Here is an 18,906-nt window from a genome sequence, read left to right on the forward strand (position 1 = left end):
GCAAGTGTTGGGCGCGTTGAAGGTAAAACAGCCGGAGAAAAAAGAACAGATGAAGTTGTTGTAGTGGTAAAAATTTAACCGACTCTATATAAATCAACAACTTATGACGTTTGGTGTCGAACTGGGGCGATCACGGCTTGTGTCGTGATGCAGAACCCAAGCTACGCATGCGAGGACATTGCCGATAAGTCCGTACAGTTCATGGAAAAGAACGTTTTCACTCGTAACCTTCCGGCCTTCATGAATGTTGAGCGTCTAATCGTTGTATATCAGTTCGCACGAGTTCAAACGAAGTCGTTTGTTGGGGTCACTTCTGACATTGGAGAGAAGAACGACGCTGCTATTCGAAGAGCCATTAAGCAATCCGATATCGTGATCATTGGCTGGAGCACAAGCAACCGATTTAATGAAAGACAGGCGTTTGTGCACGCAACGCTTGCCCGCAATCGTGGCAAGCAAATCTATCGAACCAGCAGCCATCCATCCCGGGGCCGATATGAAGGCTTCATCCTTCCGTTTGACACCTAACCATTCCATTGAGCGGATGACCAACCTGCTGCGCATGTTAGTCATAGCAATCAGCCGAAAAAAGCACGATGGAGATTGAATTACCGAGTGCCACTTGCCTTCACCGCTTCAATCTCATGCGGCCCGACCGCCAGCAGCATGGCTTCAATGGGGGCTGTTTTGTGCGGTTGCAGCTCATAGGCCAGCAAAGTTTCTTGGCCGTTCAGTTTGAACTTGAAGACGAAAACACCCGCGAGGTCGCCCTTCTTTTCTTCGCCCAGATGTGGATTTTGAAGAATGGCCTTGATGGCTTCATCCAGTGTTTTTTTGTCGCGGGCGTGCAGTTTTTTGGCCACCCGGTTGAAGGATGGCGAGGCGCTGACTTGCAGCATCAGCCAAACTCATAAGGCGCAGCCAATCCGGCTTTGACTTCTTCACGCGAGAGCATGGTGTCTTGGATCAACCGCAAAGGCATGTCCGGGTTGTCGATCACGGCTTTGCCGATGCGTGCCCAGTACTCGATTTGCCGTGGCACAGAGCGGTGCTCGGCGGCGGCGTAGGGTTTGGCGTCTTCGACCAACTCGTCAGACAGTTTCATTGCAACAGCCATGGTGCTTCTCCGTGATGAGGTTGCATTTTGCAACCAATGGGTGGTTTGTGCAACCAGTATTCAAGCGAAAACGCTTCTTCAGCTCCGCCCACAAGAAGGGCCATGAGCTGATATAGTTGTACCAATAAACGTACAGGAGTGCCACCATGGATGCCATGACTTACAGCACCGCTCGCGCCAATCTGGCGGGTGTGATGAACCGTGTGTGCGAGGACCACGAGCCCCTGATCATCACCCGCAATGGGGATCAATCGGTGGTGATGCTTTCGCTTGAAGATTACAAAGCGCTTGAAGAGACGGCCTATCTCTTGCGCGCGCCTGCCAATACACGGCGTTTGCTGGCGGCGGTGGGGCAACTCCATGCGGGGCAGGGCGTTGAACGCGAGTTGCTCAAGTGAGGCTCGTTTTTGCCGAGCTGGCTTGGGAGGATTACCTTTATTGGCAAAAGCAGGACCGCAAAATGGTGGACCGCATCAACAAGCTGATCGAGGCCACGGCGCGTGATCCTTTTGCAGGCGTGGGCAAGCCAGAGCCCTTGAAGCATGCGCTCTCTGGATTTTGGTCGCGCCGCATCACCGAAGAGCACCACATGGTCTATCGCGTTGAAGGTGATCAGCTGCAAATCGCCCAATTGAGGCTGCATTACTGAGTTTTGAAGGCGTTGGCCGATTGGCCAGTGCCTACGGATTAAGATCACACCCCTATGAATTGGCTAGACAAAATCAAATGGGATGACAAAGGCCTGGTGCCGGTCATTGCCCAAGAACAAGGCTCCGGCGACGTGTTGATGTTTGCCTGGATGAACCGCGAGGCGCTGCAAAAGACGGCCGAACTCAAGCGGGCGGTGTATTTCAGCCGTTCGCGCAACAAGCTGTGGTTCAAGGGCGAAGAGTCCGGCCATGTGCAGACGGTGCACGACATCCGCATCGATTGCGACAACGATGTGGTGCTGCTCAAGGTCACGCAGTTGGGTCATGAGCCCGGCATTGCCTGCCACACGGGCCGCCATAGTTGCTTTTTCCAGAGCCTGCAAGCCGATGAGTGGCAGGCGACCGATCCGGTCTTGAAAGACCCTGAAACCATTTACAAGTAAGCCCATGAGCGAACTCAATTCATCCGATACGCTGGCGCGTCTGGCCGCCATCATCGAAAGTCGCAAGGCGATCAACGGCGGCGACCCCGAAAAGAGCTATGTAGCCCGCCTGCTGCACAAAGGGCCTGACGCCTTTTTGAAGAAAATCGGCGAAGAAGCCACCGAAACCGTGATGGCCGCCAAGGATGTGGACCACGGCGGTGATGCGTCCAAGCTGGTTTACGAAGTGGCTGACTTGTGGTTTCACAGCATGATCGCGCTGGCCCACTATGGCTTGACGCCCGCCGATGTGGTCAATGAACTGGCTCGCCGCGAAGGCCTGAGCGGCCTGGAAGAAAAAGCCCTGCGCAAGGTGCAAGAGCGCGAGCGTTTGGGCGAATAAGCCATGTACAACCAGCCCGTGGACGACAGCACCCAGACCATCAGCTGGGTCAGTTACATCCTGCACCTGATCGTGGCGGTGAGTGCCGTGATTCCCGGGGCGCAAATGGGCCCGACCTTGCTGTTGGTGGCGCTGATCATCGATCTGGTCAAAAAAGGCGACACCACAGGCTGGGAAGCCACGCATTTCAGTTATCGCATCCGCACTGTGATCTGGGCCGCCTTGCTTTACCTGGTGACTTTCCCGCTCTGGTTTTTCTTTGTCTTCCCCGGCTGGCTGGCCTGGGTGGCCATTTCCATCTGGTTTTTGTACCGCATCGTGCTGGGCATGGTGCGCTTGAACGGGCGGCGCCCGGTGACTGACTGAACACTTTTTTATTTCAAGCAAGCCATGACTGTCGTTAATTGTATTTTTTGCAAAATCATTGCGGGCCAGATCCCTTCGCGCAAGGTGCACGAGGACGAGCACGTGTTTGCTTTCCACGACATCGCTCCTTGGGCACCGGTCCATTTTCTGATCATCCCCAAGCTGCACATCCTCTCGATGGCGCAGTTGGCCCCGGAGCATGCGGGCTTGATGGGCCACATGATGACCCTGGCTCCCAAGCTGGCCTTGCAGGAGGGCTGCAATCCTTATCCGGATGGTGGCTTCCGGATCGTGATCAATAACGGGACAGAAGGTGGGCAGGAAGTGCATCACCTGCACATGCACGTCATGGGCGGCCCGCGTCCATGGCTGCGGGGTTGAGTCTGGCTTGAAAACCAGCGTCCGGGCCTCAATTCCTTGCTGGCGCAAGGCAGATCCGTTTCGGGGTGCGACACCCCTTAGAATCCAGCAACAACGTTAGGAGATTTCCATGGGTTCCTTTTCCATTTGGCACTGGCTGATCGTGCTGTTGATCGTGGTCATGGTGTTTGGCACCAAAAAGCTCAAAAACATGGGCTCTGACTTGGGTGGTGCCGTCAAAGGCTTCAAGGACGGCATGAAAGACGGTGGCACCAAGCCCGATGAGGCTGCGCCTGCCGCAGGTCAAGTGGCTTCTTCGGCGCAAGCTGAAAAAACCACCATCGATGTCGAAGCCAAGACCAAGTCTTGAGCGCTTGAACGAACGAATGCTGCACTGTGCTTGACTTAGGCATTTCCAAGATGGCGCTGATCGGCGTCGTGGCCTTGATCGTGATCGGCCCCGAAAAGCTGCCCAAGGTGGCCCGGACCATGGGCGCCTTGCTGGGCAAGGCACAGCGCTATGTGGCCGACGTCAAGGCCGAGGTCAACCGGTCCATGGACTTGGAAGAGCTCAAGAAAATGAAAGAGACGATGGAGACGGCTGCCCGCGATGTTGAGCAGACGGTTCAGACCACCGCCTCGGATTTTGAAAAAGATTGGGCCCAAACGACGGCCGGCCTGACTTACGACCTGCCTGAACTCGAGACGCCGCCGCCCGAATACAAACGCCCGGACAAGAACTGGCGTCTCAAGCGCGGCGCGCTGCCTCAGTGGTACAAGGCGCGCTCAGGTGTTCGCACCAAGGCCCTCTCCGGCGCGGCACGGGTGGCGCGTTACCGTCCCAAATCCCTCCATTCCCTGTGATGGCCATGCACCTGGGGTGCTCGCTGTCCAACCCACTTCGCCATGTCTGATTCCCCTTCCAAGCCCGAAGACGAACTTGCCGGTTCCGAGCAACCGTTCGTCGCGCACCTGATTGAGTTGCGTGACCGATTGATCTGGGCGGTGGCAGCGGTGGCGATTGCGGCCGCCGCTTTGGCGATTTACCCCGGCCCCGGTGAGCTGTACGACATTTTGGCTGCGCCCTTGATTGTGCATTTGCCCAAAGGTGCCACCTTGATCGCCACCTCGGTGATCTCGCCTTTCATGGTGCCCCTCAAGATTTTGCTGATGGCTGCATTCTTGATCGCTTTGCCCATGGTGCTCTATCAAGTGTGGGCCTTCATTGCGCCAGGCCTCTATGCGCACGAGAAAAAACTGGTGATGCCTCTGGTGGTGTCCAGCACCTTGCTGTTTTTCATCGGGGTGGCGTTTTGCTACTTCTTTGTGTTCGGTCAGGTGTTCAGCTTCATCCAGAGCTTTGCCCCCAAAAGCATCACGGCAGCACCAGACATTGAGGCTTACCTCAGCTTTGTGCTGACCATGTTCCTGGCTTTTGGTCTGGCTTTCGAAGTGCCGGTGGCCGTGGTGGTGCTGGCCCGCATGGGCGTGGTCAGTGTGCAAAAACTCAAGGAGTTCCGGGGCTATTTCGTGGTGTTGGCCTTTGTGATCGCCGCTGTGGTCACGCCGCCCGATGTGGTGTCTCAGCTGGCGCTGGCCATCCCCATGTGCTTGCTTTATCAGTTGGGCATCTGGGCCGCACAGATTTTCATCAAACACACCCAGCCCCCGCAAGACCCTGAAGCCGCCGCTTGACGGCATCAGATCTCCAAACAAAAGAGGCCGACAGGCCTCTTTTGTTTGGAGCATGCGCACGGCCCTTCAGGTTTTATTTGCGTACTTTGCTGGCGGGTGGTCGTTCGGCAGGGGTCAGGCGCAGATTGACCTCGCCCTGTCGACGCCAGACATTCACCTCTGCAGATACACCAGGTTTCAAGCCTGCCACCTGGGTCAGCAATTCAGACACGTTGCGCACCGGTTGCCCCGCCACTTTGACGACCACATCGCCTGGCCGGATCCCAGCGGCAGCCGCTGGTCCGTTTTTCAGCACGCCAGTGATCACCACGCCTACAGGCAAGGTTTGGCCGGACTTGGGCAGCTGAAAGCTTTCGGCCAGCTCGGGCGACATGTCCTGCGGTTCCACCCCGATCCAGCCCCGGATGACCTTGCCGTTTTTCAGCAGATCCTGCATCACCTGCTTGGCCGTCGAGATCGGGATGGCAAAACCGATGCCCATGCTGCCGCCCGAGCGGGAATAGATGGCGGTGTTGATGCCCATCAGGTGACCATTCACGTCGACCAGCGCCCCACCCGAGTTGCCGGGGTTGATGGCGGCGTCGGTTTGGATGAAGTTTTCGAAAGTGTTGATGCCCAGCTGGCTGCGGCCCAGGGCGCTGACGATGCCCGAGGTCACGGTCTGGCCCACGCCAAAGGGGTTGCCAATGGCCAGCACCACATCGCCGACTTGCAGCTCTTGGGTTTGCCCCAAAACGATCACGGGCAATTTGTCGAGGGTGATTTTGAGCAGCGCCAGGTCGGTGTCGGGGTCGGTGCCAATGACTTTGGCCGCCGCCCGCCGTCCGTCGGCCAACACCACCTCGATGTCATCTGCATCTTCGATGACGTGGTTGTTGGTCAGGATATGGCCTTGTGGACTGACGATGACGCCGCTGCCCAGACCCGCTGGATTTTGTTCTTCTTGCTCGCCATAGAAAAACCGGAACCAGGGGTCCTGGCTTTGGGGGTTCTGGCTGTTGGCCTTGCTGGTGTTGATGCTGACCACAGCGGGAGACGCCTGGCGAGCAGGTGCGCTCAGGCTGCCCGCCGGGCGGCTGAGCGGCGAGCCGATGGGGGCTTGCAGCAAGGTCATGCCATCGGCCGAGCGCTGTGCACTGCGCAGCCACTCTGGTTGCAATGTGGCCACCACAAACCAGACGGCCAGCAAAACCGTCACCCATTGGGAAAATAAAAGCCAATAACGTTTCATGGTGTCCATTGTCCTAGATTCGCCGCACGGTCACAGGTGCCTTGCGCCACAATAGCCCACCCAGACAGAAAGCCTTTCGCCATGACCCACGCCAAAATTCTGGGCCAGGCCTTTGACGCCTTGCTCCAGCCCGACAAGTTCCGCGATTACGGCCCTAACGGCTTGCAGGTCGAAGGTGACCGCGATGTGCAGTTGCTCGTCAGTGGGGTGACCGCCAGCCGAGCCTTGATCGAAGCGGCCATTGACGCCCAGGCCGATGCCATCGTGGTGCACCACGGCCTGTTTTGGCGTGGCCAGGACGGGCGCGTCACGGGCTGGATGCGCGAGCGCCTGCGCTTGTTGCTCGCGCACGGCATCCACCTGTTTGCCTACCATCTGCCCCTCGATGCCCACCCGGAGCTGGGCAACAACGCCCAACTGGCCCGCGTGCTGGGTCTGCAAGCCGATGGCCGCTTTGGCGAGCAAGACCTGGGGTTTGTGGGGGCAGGGGCGCAAACCTGGTCGGGTGCCCAGGCCTTGGCGGACCATGTGGCGGCGACCCTGGGACGCTCGGTGATTTGCGTGGAGGGCAGCGATCGGCCCGTCAGCCGGGTGGCCTGGTGTACCGGCGGGGCGCAAGGCTATTTCGAAGCGGCCATTGCCCAGGGCGTGGACGCTTTCATCACGGGCGAAATCTCGGAGCCTCAGGCCCATTTGGCCCGAGAAACCGGCGTGGCTTTTCTGGCCTGTGGCCACCACGCCACCGAGCGTTATGGTGCGCCGGCCTTGGCCGCACATGTGGCGCAAGAGTTGGGCCTGCAGCACCGTTTCATCGAGATCGACAACCCGGCGTGAGGTCCTCTGCATGACACCCCTCAACGACCTGTCAACGGCGCCAATCCAGCGCCCGATCGTCCTCACCCCGGGCGACCCCTGCGGCATTGGGCCTGAAATTGTGGCGGGGGCCTGGTGCCTCGCCCCAGACTTGACCCAGGGCTGTTTTGTGGCGGGCGATGTCGGCCTGATGCGCCGCGCCATGGCCTTGGTGCAAACGACTCCGACTTTCCCGGTGTGCGAGATTGAGTCAGCTGCAGAGGCCCTGCATGTGCCGCCACGCTGCCTGCCAGTGTTGCAGGTGGTGCCGCAGGCCCCTGTTTTGCCCTGGGGGCAAATCGATGCCCGTGCCGGGCGGCTCGCTGGCGAAGCCGTGCTTTGGGCCACCCGTGCGGCCTTGCGGCGAGAGGTGGCGGCCTTGGTCACCGCGCCTTTGCACAAAGAAGCCCTGCACGCCGCAGGAGCCCCCTACGACCAGTACCCGGGCCACACCGAGTTGTTGCAAGCCGAAGCGGCCAGACACCAAGGGGTGTCCGTGGCGCAAATGCCGGTGCGCATGATGCTGGCCAACGACGAATTGCGCACGGTGCTGGTGAGCATCCATTTGTCCCTGCGTGAGGCGCTGGAGGCCGTCACCCACGATCGGGTGTTGGAGACCTTGCGCATCACCGATGCGTCCTTGCGTGCGGTGCTGGGCCGCAGACCGCGCATCGCCGTCGCGGGCGTGAACCCCCATGCGGGCGAGGGCGGTTTGTTTGGCCGCGAAGAAATCGACATCCTGCAGCCTTGCCTGGCCGTGGCCCGGCAAGAGGGGATGGATGTGCATGGCCCTTATGCGCCCGACACGGTGTTCATGCGGGCACGTCTGCAGCCCGACGGGCAAAGCGCGTTCGATGCGGTCATCGCCATGTACCACGACCAGGGCTTGATTCCGGTCAAGTACCTGGGGGTCGAGAAGGGCGTGAACGTGACCTTGGGGTTGCCGCTCATCCGGACCAGCCCGGACCATGGCACCGCCATGGACCTGGCCGGAAAAGGTGTGGCGGACGCCAGCAGCCTGATCCACGCGCTGCGCATGGCCCGCCAGATGGCCAGCGCGGCTCAATGAACGGCGGCGGTTTTAGCCTTTGTTTTTGAGGCTGTCGCGGATTTCCCGCAAGAGCAACACGTCTTCCGGGGTGATGGGGGTGGCAGCCGTTGCTTCCGGCTCGGCCGTCGAGGTGGTCAGGCGGTTCATCTGGCGGATCATCAAAAAAATGATGAAAGCGAGGATGATGAAGTTCAAAGCCACGGTAAGGAAGCTGCCATAAGCGAACACGGCCCCCAGTTTTTTGGCTTCCACCAAAGACAATCCGGCCGCTTGCCCTGCCAGCCCCAGATAGTAGTTAGAGAAGTCCAGACCCCCAAAGGCGCTGCTGATGAGTGGCATGACCAGGTCTCCCACCACCGAGTCGACGATCTTGCCGAAAGCGCCGCCAATGATCACGCCAACCGCCAGGTCCATGACGTTGCCTTTGAGGGCAAAAGATTTGAATTCTTGGACAAATGACATCTCTGTAACTCCTTGGGTAAAAGTGATGCGGCCGATTGTGACGCAACATTGTGCGTGCAGAGATCTTGTAAGTCGGTTGTTTGTTTCACTCCGCTACAATCCCGGGTTGACCCTGATAACGACTCGCTAGAGGATTCCCATGAGTGACACCCCAGTCGACAGCAGCAAGAGGACCTGGCTGATTGCCTCCACTTGCGCAGGTGCCGTAGGCGCTGGCTTTGTGGCCACCCCCTTCGTCAGCAGCTTTCAACCCTCCGAACGAGCCAAAGCGGCTGGTGCGGCCGTAGAAGTGGACATTTCCGCTTTGAACCCGGGCGAAAAGCTCACGGTCGAATGGCGCGGCAAGCCCGTCTGGATCATGAAGCGCTCGCCCGAGCAGCTCGAATCCCTCAAGAAGATTGAAGGTCAGCTGGCCGATCCCGCTTCGGACCGTACCGCTTACCCCACGCCCGAATACGCCAAGAACGGCCACCGCTCCATCAAGCCCGAAATCATGGTGGCCGTGGGCATTTGCACCCACTTGGGTTGCTCGCCTGGTGACAAATTCGCTACAGGGCCGCAGCCTTCGTTGCCCGATGACTGGAACGGTGGTTTCTTGTGCGCTTGCCACGGCTCGACATTCGACCTGGCTGGCCGCGTGTTCAAGAACAAGCCTGCGCCTGACAACCTCGAAGTGCCTCCGCACATGTACCTGTCTGACACCAAATTGATCATTGGTGAAGACAAGAAGGCCTGATGGAGAACGACATGGCTGAATTCAAAGAAATTTCCCCGAACGCCCCTGCTGGCGAAAAGCTGCTCAACTGGGTGGACAATCGATTCCCGGCTTCCAAGCTGTACAAGGAACACCTGTCCGAGTACTACGCGCCCAAAAACTTCAACTTCTGGTACTTCTTCGGCTCGCTGGCTTTGCTGGTGCTGGTGATCCAGATCGTGACCGGTATTTTTCTGGTCATGCACTACAAGCCTGATGCCGCCGTGGCTTTCGCTTCGGTCGAGTACATCATGCGCGATGTCCCTTGGGGCTGGCTGATTCGTTACATGCACTCCACGGGCGCTTCTGCGTTCTTTGTGGTGGTGTACCTGCACATGTTCCGTGGCCTGATTTACGGCAGCTACCGCAAGCCACGCGAGCTGGTCTGGATCTTCGGTTGCGCGATTTTCTTGTGCCTGATGGCAGAGGCCTTCATGGGTTATCTGTTGCCTTGGGGTCAGATGTCCTACTGGGGCGCTCAGGTGATCGTGAACTTGTTCTCGGCCATTCCCTTCATCGGTCCTGATCTGGCATTGCTGATCCGTGGCGATTTCGTGGTCGGCGACGCCACCCTGAACCGCTTCTTCAGCTTCCACGTGATTGCGGTGCCTTTGGTCTTGCTGGGGCTGGTCGTGGCGCACATCATTGCGTTGCACGAAGTCGGCTCCAACAACCCCGATGGCGTTGAAATCAAGGGCCCGAATGCCCCCAAAGATGCCCAAGGTCATCCTCTGGACGGTATTCCATTCCACCCTTACTACTCGGTGCATGACATCATGGGCGTGAGCGTCTTCCTGATGGCGTTCACTGCGATCGTGTTCTTCGCGCCTGAATTCGGTGGTTACTTCCTCGAATACAACAACTTCATTCCGGCCGATCCGCTGACCACACCTTTGCACATTGCACCTGTGTGGTACTTCACACCGTTTTACTCGATGCTGCGTGCCATCACCAGTGAGATGATGTACGCCTTGATCGCTTGCGTCGTGATTGGTGCCGTGCTGGCTGTGGCCAAGGGCAAATTGCCTCAGCTGCTCAAGGGCGCTGTGATTGGTGCGGCCGTGGTGATCTCTGCCTTGATGCTGGCCATCGATGCCAAATTCTGGGGTGTGGTCGTCATGGGTGGCGCTGTCGTGATCCTGTTCTTCCTGCCATGGCTCGACAACAGCCCTGTCAAGTCGATCCGCTACCGCCCTGACTGGCACAAGTATTTGTACGCCGTGTTCGTGATCAACTTCCTGATCCTGGGCTACCTCGGCGTGCAGCCACCATCGCCTATCGGTGAACGTGTCTCCCAAGTCGGTTCCCTGTTCTATTTCGGCTTCTTCCTGCTGATGCCTTGGTGGAGCAAGCTGGGCACGCCCAAGCCCGTTCCTGACCGCGTGACCTTCACGCCTCACTGAGATCACGGAGATTCAAGAACATGAAAAACCTCAAGAAACTCGCACTGGGCTTTGTGATGGCCCTTGGTTTGATCGCTGGTGCCAACGCCGCTGCGGGCGGCGGCATTTCCTGGGACAAAGCGCCCCACAAAACGAACGATCTGGCCGCTTTGCAAAACGGCGCCAAGCTGTTTGTCAACTACTGCCTGAACTGCCATTCGGCCGCTTTCATGCGTTACAACCGCCTGAAAGACATCGGTTTGACCGAGCAGCAGATCAAGGACAACCTGTTGTTCGCCTCTGCCAAAGTGGGTGACACCATGAAGGCTGCGATCGATCCCGCTCAAGCCAAAGAGTGGTTCGGCAAGAACCCCCCCGACTTGACTTTGATGACCCGCTCGCGTTCAGGTCACGGCGGCACCGGTGCAGATTACCTCTACACCTACCTGCGCAGCTACCACCGTGACGACACCAAGCTGACCGGCTGGAACAACCTGGCCTTCCCGAACGTGGGCATGCCCAATCCCTTGTGGGAATTGCAAGGTGAGCGAGAGCCGGTTTATGAAGAAAAAGAAGAGCACGGCCACAAAGTCCAAGTCTTCAAGGGCTGGAAGCAAACCAAACCTGGCACCATGACACCCCTGCAATACGACCAAGCCATTGGTGATCTGGTGGGTTACATGCAGTGGATGGCCGAGCCTGCTCAAAACACCCGTGTTCGCATTGGCGTCTGGGTCCTGATTTTCTTGTCGTTCTTCACTTTCATTGCCTGGCGTCTGAATGCCGCGTTCTGGAAAGACATCAAGTAATTGATTTTTCACCCGGCAAGCATGCCGGGTCTTGCGGAGTGGTGGGTCATTGCGGCCTCCCACTCTTTTTGATTTTTTGAGGAGCCTCCTGCCATGATGGTGCTTTATTCCGGAACCACTTGTCCTTTTTCCCATCGTTGCCGCTTTGTGCTGTTTGAAAAAGGCATGGACTTCGAAATCCGCGATGTGGACCTGTACAACAAGCCCGAAGACATCAATGTGATGAACCCGTACGGCCAGGTTCCCATTTTGGTCGAGCGCGACCTGATCCTGTACGAGTCGAACATCATCAACGAGTACATCGACGAGCGTTTTCCGCACCCCCAATTGATGCCCGGTGATCCCGTGGACCGCGCCCGCGTGCGCCTCTTCTTGCTCAACTTCGAGAAAGAACTGTTTGCTAATGTGTTGACGCTTGAAAACCGCGCCCTCAAAGGCAATGACAAGGCGCTGGAAAAGGCCCGCTCGCATATTCGTGACCGCCTGACCCAGTTGGCACCGGTGTTCTTGAAGAACAAGTTCATGTTGGGCGACAACTTCTCAATGCTCGACGTGGCAATCGCACCCCTGCTCTGGCGTTTGGATTATTACGGCATTGAACTCAGCAAAAACGCTGCGCCTTTGCTCAAGTACGCTGAGCGCATTTTCTCGCGTCCTGCCTACATCGAGGCATTGACGCCCTCGGAAAAGGTCATGCGCAAATAAATCGACGGGGAGACTGCAATGATCGGTTCTGGTGAGTTGCCTTCTACACGCCCTTATTTGATTCGGGCGCTTTATGAGTGGTGCTCTGACAATGGCTTCACGCCCTACGTGGCCGTGAAGGTGGATCACTCGGTGCAGGTTCCGCGTGAATATGTGCAAGGTGGCGAAATTGTGCTGAACGTCAGCATGGATGCGACCAGCTCGCTCAAATTGGGCAATGAATTCATTGAGTTCAAAGCCCGATTTGGCGGCAAACCGCGCGACATCATGGTGCCCATTCACCGGGTCATGGCCATTTATGCACGGGAAAATGGACAAGGCATGGCATTTCCAGTCAGCGATGAAGAGTCGTCTTCGGCGTCGTTAACGGCCGTGGAACCGCAAGATGAAGCGCCTCCTTCAGGAGGGGATAAACCCGCTGCACCCGGTTCTACAAGGCCAACGCTCAAGCGAATCAAATAAAAATTATTCGACCCGAACAGAAGTACGCCTGATAGCAAGTTAGAATTCAGCCCGTGCCGCTTTAGCTCAGTTGGTAGAGCACCCGCCTTGTAAGCGGTAGGTCGTCAGTTCGAATCCGACAAGCGGCACCAAAATTCAAGCCCTGATCCTCACCGGTCAGGGCTTTTTTTTTGGTGTGCGCTCATGCCGCTACACCAAGGCTGCGTTGTTTCAGCGGTTTTGCACTTTGAGGCGAATGGACACCACACCCAAGCCCTTGTTGTTCAGATGGGCTTGTAAGGCCGGCAGCAACTGCCGCAGTTTTGCAGCCACAGCGTTCGATCCCACAAGCAGACACCAGCATCCATCTTCAATGGGTCCAGCTTGAATGCTGGCACGCAAAGGGGCAGGAAGAAGACTGCGAATGGCATTCAGACGATCTGACGAATCACGCACACGGTCCATCAAGAGGGCAAAAGTAGGCGACTCTTGGGCTGCTTGTTGCAGGGGAATGGGGTGGTGTCTTCTGGTCATGGATGGGCTTGTTGACAAGGATTATCCGGCAACCGTTATGCGCCGCGAAAAGGTCTTCGAAGTGTCAGATTCAAGCGGCTAAAATCATTCGGTTGTGCTGGCTGACCTGAGGGCTGCCTGCCAGGCCAAGTGGGCAACAGCCTGGCTGGCCCGGTTTTCATGAAACTTTTAACTAGACAGGATAGACGGTCTGTTTTTCAGTCTCGCGCTGAAGGTGGATCTAATAGACATGGCCATCCCATTCCTCACCAAGATTTTCGGCAGTCGCAACGACCGCCTGCTCAAGCAATACCGTAAAACGGTTGAACGCATCAATGCCCTTGAGGCTGGACTGGAAAGTCTGAGCAATGATGAGTTGAGGGGGAAAACGCAGAGTTTTCGTGAACGTGCCGCATCAGGGGAGAGCCTGGATGCGTTGCTGCCTGAGGCTTTCGCGGTGGTCCGTGAGGGCTCCAAGCGTGCCATGAAAATGCGTCACTTCGATGTGCAATTGGTCGGTGGTATCGCCCTGCACTACGGAAAGATCGCAGAGATGCGCACGGGTGAGGGCAAAACACTCACCTCGACGTTGCCCGCTTATTTGAACGCCATCGCAGGCAAGGGCGTGCATGTGGTGACTGTGAACGACTACCTGGCCAGCCGTGATGCCCAGTGGATGGGCAAACTGTTCAACTTCCTGGGTTTGTCGGTCGGTATCAACCTGGCCCAAATGTCGCGTGAAGAAAAGCAGGCCGCTTACAACTCGGACATCACGTACGGTACGAACAACGAATACGGCTTTGATTACCTGCGCGACAACATGGTCTATGAAGCCCGTGACCGCGTTCAGCGTCCCTTGAACTACGCCATCATCGACGAGGTGGACTCCATCCTGATCGACGAGGCGCGAACCCCTCTGATCATCAGTGGTCAGGCCGAAGACCACACAGCCACTTACCTGGCGATGAGGCAGGTCGTGCCTTTGCTCACCCGCCAGGAAGGTGAAGCCGATCCCCGCACGGGCGAAGGCATCATCACGCCCGGCGACTTCACGGTAGACGAAAAATCGCACCAGGTCTTTTTGACCGAAGACGGCCATGAAAAAGCCGAAGCCGTGCTGGCTCAGATGGGCCTGATCCCCGAGGGCGCAAGCCTCTACGATCCGGCCAACATCACGTTGATGCACCACCTGAACGCTGCCCTGCGTGCGCAGCACCTGTACCACCGCGATCAGCACTATGTGGTGCAAGACGGCGAAATCGTGATCGTGGACGAGTTCACGGGACGTTTGATGGCTGGTCGTCGCTGGAGTGATGGCTTGCACCAAGCCGTGGAGGCCAAAGAAGGCGTGCAGATCCAGGCCGAGAACCAGACGCTGGCCTCCATCACGTTCCAGAACTATTTCCGCCTGTACAACAAGATCGGTGGCATGACCGGAACGGCCGACACCGAGGCTTATGAGTTCCAGGAAATCTACGGTCTGGAGACCGTGGTCATTCCGCCGCACCGCAAGAGCCAACGCGAAGACCAGTTGGACCGGGTGTACAAGACCTCGCAAGAGCGTTACACGGCCGCGATCGCCGATATCCGTGAATGCCATGAGCGCGGTCAGCCCGTGCTGGTGGGCACCACTTCGATTGAAAACTCGGAGTTGATTGCCCAGATGCTGACCCAAGAGAAGTTGCCGCACCAAGTGCTCAACGCCAAGCAACATGCCCGCGAGGCCGACATCGTGGCCCAAGCCGGACGCCCCGGCATGATCACGATTGCGACCAACATGGCCGGTCGTGGCACCGACATCGTGCTCGGCGGCAACATCGAAAAAGACATCCAGGCGGTAGAAGCCGACGAGACCCTTTCCGAAGATGCACGTCAAGCCAGCGTGAACGAATTGCGCGAGCAATGGAAAGTCGTGCACGAGCAGGTCAAGGCCTTGGGTGGCTTGCGCATCATCGCCACTGAGCGTCATGAGTCGCGCCGCATCGACAACCAGTTGCGCGGCCGATCTGGCCGCCAGGGCGATCCTGGTTCCTCGCGTTTTTATTTGAGCCTGGACGACCCGCTCATGCGCATTTTTGCGGGCGACCGTGTGCGATCCATCATGGACCGCCTGAAGATGCCCGAGGGCGAAGCCATCGAAGCGGGCATCGTCACACGCAGCATCGAAAGCGCCCAGCGCAAGGTGGAGTCGCGCAACTTCGACATCCGCAAGCAACTGCTGGAATACGACGATGTGTCCAACGACCAGCGCAAGGTGATTTACCAGCAGCGCAACGATATTCTGGATGCGCAAGATTTGAACGGTCAGATCACCGCCTTGCGTGAAGGCTGTTTCACCGACATGGTGCGCCAATACGTGCCAGCCGAGACGGTCGAGGAGCAATGGGACCTGGCCAGTCTGGAAAAGTTGTTGGCCGAAGAGTGGTTGCTGCCGCTCAATTTGCGCGAGAAGGTACAAGTCTCCAACGCGATCACCGATGAAGAAATTCTCGAGACGGTGGTGGCCGCCGCGAACGCGCATTTCCAGGCCAAGCTCGACAGCGTGGGCGCGGATAACTTCACCTCGTTTGAACGCATGATCTTGCTGCAAAGCATTGACACGCATTGGCGCGAACATCTGAGTGCGCTGGATTATTTGCGCCAGGGCATCCATTTGCGTGGCTATGCCCAAAAGCAGCCCAAACAGGAATACAAGCGCGAAGCTTTCGAATTGTTTGGCCAGTTGCTTGACGCCGTCAAAAACGAAGTCACTCGTACCCTAATGACCGTGCGCATCGACTCGGGCGACCAGATCGAGCAGGCAGCCCATGACATCGAAGAGCGTGCCGAGCACATCAGCAACGTGACCTACAGCGCCCCCGACGAGTCGGGTGAGCCTCAGACCGTGTCGGCCGATTTGGCGGGCATGCAGCAAGCCTTTGGTCCTGTGGGCCGCAACGATCCCTGCCCTTGCGGCAGTGGCAAGAAATTCAAGCAGTGCCACGGCAAACTCGCCTGATTGCGCTGAACGAATGAAACGGGCTTCGGCCCGTTTTCTCCTTGTGCTGACTGAATACCGACTGTTTTTCTGAAGGATATTTATGCCCGTGAATTTGCCCCCACTGGACCCCGCTCAACTCAGCCCGATCACGGGTGTGCGCATTGGCATCGCCGAAGCCGGTGTGCGCAAAGCCAACCGAAAAGACCTCACGGTGTTTTTGCTGGACGAAGGTGCCAGCGTGGCGGGTGTGTTCACCCGCAACCGCTTTTGCGCCGCCCCGGTGCAGGTTTGCTGCGAGCATTTGGCTGCGGGCAGCGCGGTGCGTGCTTTGGTCATCAACACGGGCAATGCCAATGCGGGTACGGGCGCACCGGGTCTGGCCCATGCTCGCCAGACCTGTGACGCGCTGGCCAAGTTGCTCCAATGCACACCCGCGCAAGTTCTGCCGTTTTCGACGGGCGTGATCATGGAGCCGCTGCCGGTGGACCGCATCGTGGCAGGCTTGCCCGCTGCGCTGGCAGATGCGCAGCCTGCCCATTGGGCCAAGGCCGCCGAAGGCATCATGACCACCGACACTGTGCCCAAAGCCGCCAGCGTGCAAGTGCAAGTGGGCGGGAAGACCGTGAGCATCACCGGCATCAGCAAGGGCGCGGGCATGATCCGCCCCAATATGGCGACCATGCTGGGCTTTGTGGCCACCGATGCGTGCATCGATCCGGCCTTGTTGCCCGCGCTTGCCAAACAATTGGCCGACGGCTCGTTCAACCGCATTACCATCGATGGCGATACCTCGACCAACGACTCCTTTATGCTGATCGCCACGCACAAGGCGGCGAATGCACCCATCACGTCACTGGACAGCGCAGAAGGCCAAGCCTTGGTACAGGGCCTGATGCAAGTGGCTCGCCAGCTGGCCCACGCCATCGTGCGCGATGGCGAGGGTGCCACCAAGTTCATCACCGTGCAGGTCGAAGGCGGCCGCACGGGCGAGGAGTGCCGTCAAGTGGCTTATGCCATCGCGCACTCGCCCCTGGTCAAAACCGCTTTCTTTGCCAGCGACCCCAATCTGGGCCGCATTCTGGCCGCAGTGGGCTACGCCGGGATTGAAGACCTGGACCAGGGCCTGATCGAGCTGCACCTGGACGATGTGCATGTGGTCTCGCAAGGCGGTCGCCGCGCCGAGTACCGCGAAGAAGACGGTCAACGCGTCATGAAAGGCAGCGAAATCACCGTGCGTGTGGGCCTGGGCCGGGGCACCGCCAGCGACACCGTGTGGACCTGTGACCTGAGCCACGAGTACGTCACCATCAATGCGGATTACCGTTCATGACTTCTCCTGCAACCTCTGCCCTGGACCAACTGCTGGCCAAAGTCAGCCAGCTGGTGGATCGCATCGAGTCGGTCTTGCCCCAACCCCTGTCTGCCCCCGACTGGACGCAGGCCATTGCCTGGCGCTACCGCAAACGCTCGTCCGGCCATGGCGTGCTCGAACCTGTGCGCCATGTGGCGGCCATGACGCTGGCTGACCTCAAAGAAATCGACGACCAAAAAGAAAAGCTGCAGCGCAACACCGAGCAGTTTGTGCACGGCCGTCCGGCCAACAACGTGCTGCTCACAGGCGCACGCGGCACCGGCAAGTCCTCGCTCATCAAGGCCTGCCTGAACACCTATGCGCCCCAGGGCTTGCGCCTGATTGAGGTGGACAAGGAAGACCTGACCGACCTGCCCGACATCATCGAGGTGGTGGCGGACCGCCCCGAAAAGTTTGTGGTCTATTGCGACGACCTGAGCTTTGAAGACGGTGAACCGGGCTACAAGGCGCTCAAGTCGATTTTGGACGGCACCGTGGCGGCTTCGACCCCCAATGTGCTGGTGTACGCCACCAGCAACCGCCGCCACCTGCTGCCCGAGTACATGAGCGAGAACCTCACCTACAAGCACACCGAGGACGGCGAGGTGCACCCGGGCGAGGGCGTGGAAGAAAAAATTTCTCTGTCCGAGCGCTTTGGCCTGTGGATCAGTTTTTACCCCTTCTCGCAAGACGAGTACCTGACCATCGCAGGCCAATGGCTCAGCGCTTTGGGGGCCACGCCTGCGCAAATCGAGGCAGCACGCCCCGATGCGCTGCTGTGGGCCCTGGAGCGCGGCTCGCGCAGCGGCCGTGTGGCCTACCAGTTTGCGCGGGACATGATGGGCCGCCAAGCCGATCCCGCATGAGCGCAGGTTTGCTGGTCGCTCATGGTGAGCGTGCACGCGAAGACCTGAGCGCAGGCCAGTCCGAGCGTGCCGTGGTCGATGTGGCCGTGGGTGTGCTGCTGCAGGCCGATGGTCGGTTTTTGCTGACCTCGCGCCCAGAGGGCAAGGTCTACGCTGGGTATTGGGAATTCCCCGGCGGCAAGCTCGAGGCGGGTGAGTCGGTCGAGCAAGCGCTGCGCCGAGAGTTGCAAGAAGAGCTGGGCATCACCATCGGTGCCGCGCAGGCCTGGAAAACCCAGATGGTCGATTACCCGCACGCGCTGGTGCGGCTGCACTTTTGCAAAGTGTGGGACTGGCAGGGCGAGCTGCAGATGCGCGAAGCGCAGTCACATGCTTGGCAGACGCTGCCGGTTGAGGTGGTGCCTGTGTTGCCGGGTACGGTGCCGGTGCTGGGCTGGTTGGCGCACGAGCGTCAATTCAGCGGTGCCACGCACGCCTGAAACCTATGCGGGTGGCG

Annotated in this window: 26 protein-coding genes and 1 tRNA gene; 22 read left to right on the plus strand and 5 right to left on the minus strand. The window is 58.5% G+C overall.

Annotation, left to right across the window (positions count from 1 at the left end; genetic code table 11):
- The first annotated feature begins 129 nt into the window (after positions 1-129).
- A complete protein-coding gene (locus B9Z47_RS16975; RefSeq protein WP_255418479.1) occupies positions 130-528 on the plus strand; it encodes a DUF1643 domain-containing protein in 399 nt (132 codons plus the stop codon).
- Between the two features lie 80 nt (positions 529-608).
- Here B9Z47_RS16975 and B9Z47_RS16980 read toward each other — a convergent pair whose 3' ends face one another.
- Together B9Z47_RS16980 and B9Z47_RS16985 are read right to left on the minus strand one after the other, a co-directional pair.
- A complete protein-coding gene (locus B9Z47_RS16980; protein WP_108332407.1) occupies positions 609-899 on the minus strand; it encodes a type II toxin-antitoxin system RelE/ParE family toxin in 291 nt (96 codons plus the stop codon).
- Positions 899-1,117, minus strand: a complete 219-nt coding sequence (locus B9Z47_RS16985) for a hypothetical protein (protein ID WP_100173640.1) — start codon at positions 1,115-1,117, stop codon at positions 899-901. The genes B9Z47_RS16980 and B9Z47_RS16985 overlap by 1 nt, the downstream gene beginning before the upstream one ends.
- Positions 1,118-1,263: 146 nt before the next feature.
- Between B9Z47_RS16985 and B9Z47_RS16990 the strand changes: the two genes are divergently transcribed.
- From B9Z47_RS16990 to tatC, 9 genes are all read left to right on the plus strand, one after another.
- Positions 1,264-1,515 (plus strand): type II toxin-antitoxin system Phd/YefM family antitoxin, encoded by a 252-nt coding sequence (locus tag B9Z47_RS16990; RefSeq protein ID WP_108332408.1) that lies wholly within the window; start codon positions 1,264-1,266, stop codon positions 1,513-1,515.
- Positions 1,512-1,766, plus strand: coding sequence for a Txe/YoeB family addiction module toxin (locus B9Z47_RS16995; RefSeq protein ID WP_108332409.1), 255 nt, complete (start codon positions 1,512-1,514; stop codon positions 1,764-1,766). The genes B9Z47_RS16990 and B9Z47_RS16995 overlap by 4 nt, the downstream gene beginning before the upstream one ends.
- Positions 1,767-1,820: 54 nt before the next feature.
- A complete protein-coding gene (gene hisI / locus B9Z47_RS17000; RefSeq protein ID WP_108332410.1) occupies positions 1,821-2,210 on the plus strand; it encodes a phosphoribosyl-AMP cyclohydrolase in 390 nt (129 codons plus the stop codon).
- 4 nt (positions 2,211-2,214) lie between these two features.
- Positions 2,215-2,592, plus strand: coding sequence for a phosphoribosyl-ATP diphosphatase (locus B9Z47_RS17005; protein WP_108332411.1), 378 nt, complete (start codon positions 2,215-2,217; stop codon positions 2,590-2,592).
- Positions 2,593-2,595: 3 nt separating this feature from the next.
- The gene (locus B9Z47_RS17010; RefSeq protein WP_108332412.1) at positions 2,596-2,958 is read left to right on the plus strand and encodes a hypothetical protein; all 363 of its coding nucleotides are present in this window, start codon (positions 2,596-2,598) and stop codon (positions 2,956-2,958) included.
- Between the two features lie 24 nt (positions 2,959-2,982).
- Complete coding sequence (locus B9Z47_RS17015) at positions 2,983-3,339, plus strand: histidine triad nucleotide-binding protein (protein WP_108332413.1); 357 nt, start codon at positions 2,983-2,985, stop codon at positions 3,337-3,339.
- Between the two features lie 109 nt (positions 3,340-3,448).
- The gene (tatA, locus tag B9Z47_RS17020; protein WP_108332414.1) at positions 3,449-3,688 is read left to right on the plus strand and encodes a Sec-independent protein translocase subunit TatA; all 240 of its coding nucleotides are present in this window, start codon (positions 3,449-3,451) and stop codon (positions 3,686-3,688) included.
- A 26-nt stretch (positions 3,689-3,714) separates the two neighbouring features.
- Positions 3,715-4,182 (plus strand): Sec-independent protein translocase protein TatB, encoded by a 468-nt coding sequence (gene tatB, locus B9Z47_RS17025; protein WP_108332415.1) that lies wholly within the window; start codon positions 3,715-3,717, stop codon positions 4,180-4,182.
- 42 nt (positions 4,183-4,224) lie between these two features.
- Positions 4,225-5,013: a twin-arginine translocase subunit TatC gene (tatC, locus tag B9Z47_RS17030; protein WP_108332416.1), complete on the plus strand. Its 789-nt coding sequence runs from the start codon at positions 4,225-4,227 to the stop codon at positions 5,011-5,013.
- 73 nt (positions 5,014-5,086) lie between these two features.
- Here tatC and B9Z47_RS17035 read toward each other — a convergent pair whose 3' ends face one another.
- The gene (locus B9Z47_RS17035) at positions 5,087-6,244 is read right to left on the minus strand and encodes a S1C family serine protease (protein WP_108332459.1); all 1,158 of its coding nucleotides are present in this window, start codon (positions 6,242-6,244) and stop codon (positions 5,087-5,089) included.
- Positions 6,245-6,325: 81 nt separating this feature from the next.
- Between B9Z47_RS17035 and B9Z47_RS17040 the strand changes: the two genes are divergently transcribed.
- On the plus strand, positions 6,326-7,078 hold the full coding sequence (locus tag B9Z47_RS17040) for a Nif3-like dinuclear metal center hexameric protein (RefSeq protein ID WP_108332417.1): 753 nt from the start codon (positions 6,326-6,328) through the stop codon (positions 7,076-7,078).
- Positions 7,079-7,088: 10 nt separating this feature from the next.
- Positions 7,089-8,165, plus strand: a complete 1,077-nt coding sequence (pdxA, locus tag B9Z47_RS17045; protein WP_108332418.1) for a 4-hydroxythreonine-4-phosphate dehydrogenase PdxA — start codon at positions 7,089-7,091, stop codon at positions 8,163-8,165.
- 12 nt (positions 8,166-8,177) lie between these two features.
- Here the strand turns inward: pdxA and mscL are convergent, their stop codons facing one another.
- Entirely contained in the window at positions 8,178-8,609 is a 432-nt protein-coding gene (mscL, locus tag B9Z47_RS17050; protein WP_108332419.1) for a large conductance mechanosensitive channel protein MscL, read from the minus strand.
- 139 nt (positions 8,610-8,748) lie between these two features.
- Here mscL and petA point away from each other — a divergent pair, with 139 nt between their 5' ends.
- The 6 genes from petA to B9Z47_RS17080 all read left to right on the plus strand — a co-directional run bounded on the left by petA (position 8,749) and on the right by B9Z47_RS17080 (position 12,852).
- On the plus strand, positions 8,749-9,345 hold the full coding sequence (gene petA, locus B9Z47_RS17055; protein ID WP_108332420.1) for a ubiquinol-cytochrome c reductase iron-sulfur subunit: 597 nt from the start codon (positions 8,749-8,751) through the stop codon (positions 9,343-9,345).
- Positions 9,346-9,356: 11 nt separating this feature from the next.
- On the plus strand, positions 9,357-10,766 hold the full coding sequence (locus tag B9Z47_RS17060; protein ID WP_108332460.1) for a cytochrome bc complex cytochrome b subunit: 1,410 nt from the start codon (positions 9,357-9,359) through the stop codon (positions 10,764-10,766).
- 20 nt (positions 10,767-10,786) lie between these two features.
- Positions 10,787-11,554 carry a cytochrome c1 gene (locus B9Z47_RS17065; RefSeq protein WP_108332421.1) on the plus strand — a complete coding sequence of 256 codons (768 nt, stop codon included), beginning with the start codon at positions 10,787-10,789 and terminating at the stop codon, positions 11,552-11,554.
- Between the two features lie 93 nt (positions 11,555-11,647).
- On the plus strand, positions 11,648-12,259 hold the full coding sequence (locus B9Z47_RS17070) for a glutathione S-transferase N-terminal domain-containing protein (RefSeq protein WP_108332422.1): 612 nt from the start codon (positions 11,648-11,650) through the stop codon (positions 12,257-12,259).
- An 18-nt stretch (positions 12,260-12,277) separates the two neighbouring features.
- A complete protein-coding gene (locus B9Z47_RS17075) occupies positions 12,278-12,721 on the plus strand; it encodes a ClpXP protease specificity-enhancing factor (protein WP_108332423.1) in 444 nt (147 codons plus the stop codon).
- A gap of 55 nt (positions 12,722-12,776) precedes the next feature.
- Positions 12,777-12,852 (plus strand) — tRNA-Thr (locus B9Z47_RS17080).
- 79 nt (positions 12,853-12,931) lie between these two features.
- On the opposite strand, the gene B9Z47_RS17085 is transcribed toward B9Z47_RS17080, so the two are convergent.
- A complete protein-coding gene (locus tag B9Z47_RS17085; RefSeq protein ID WP_108332424.1) occupies positions 12,932-13,234 on the minus strand; it encodes a DciA family protein in 303 nt (100 codons plus the stop codon).
- 229 nt (positions 13,235-13,463) lie between these two features.
- Between B9Z47_RS17085 and secA the strand changes: the two genes are divergently transcribed.
- The 4 genes from secA to B9Z47_RS17105 all read left to right on the plus strand — a co-directional run bounded on the left by secA (position 13,464) and on the right by B9Z47_RS17105 (position 18,889).
- Entirely contained in the window at positions 13,464-16,211 is a 2,748-nt protein-coding gene (secA, locus tag B9Z47_RS17090) for a preprotein translocase subunit SecA (protein ID WP_108332425.1), read from the plus strand.
- 82 nt (positions 16,212-16,293) lie between these two features.
- Positions 16,294-17,523 (plus strand): bifunctional glutamate N-acetyltransferase/amino-acid acetyltransferase ArgJ, encoded by a 1,230-nt coding sequence (argJ, locus tag B9Z47_RS17095; RefSeq protein WP_108332426.1) that lies wholly within the window; start codon positions 16,294-16,296, stop codon positions 17,521-17,523.
- On the plus strand, positions 17,520-18,410 hold the full coding sequence (locus tag B9Z47_RS17100; protein WP_108332427.1) for an ATP-binding protein: 891 nt from the start codon (positions 17,520-17,522) through the stop codon (positions 18,408-18,410). The genes argJ and B9Z47_RS17100 overlap by 4 nt, the downstream gene beginning before the upstream one ends.
- Positions 18,407-18,889, plus strand: a complete 483-nt coding sequence (locus B9Z47_RS17105; protein WP_108332428.1) for an NUDIX domain-containing protein — start codon at positions 18,407-18,409, stop codon at positions 18,887-18,889. The genes B9Z47_RS17100 and B9Z47_RS17105 overlap by 4 nt, the downstream gene beginning before the upstream one ends.
- Positions 18,890-18,906: the final 17 nt, after the last annotated feature.

It is taken from the genome of Limnohabitans sp. 2KL-1 (assembly GCF_003063435.1).
GTDB lineage: Bacteria > Pseudomonadota > Gammaproteobacteria > Burkholderiales > Burkholderiaceae_C > Limnohabitans_A.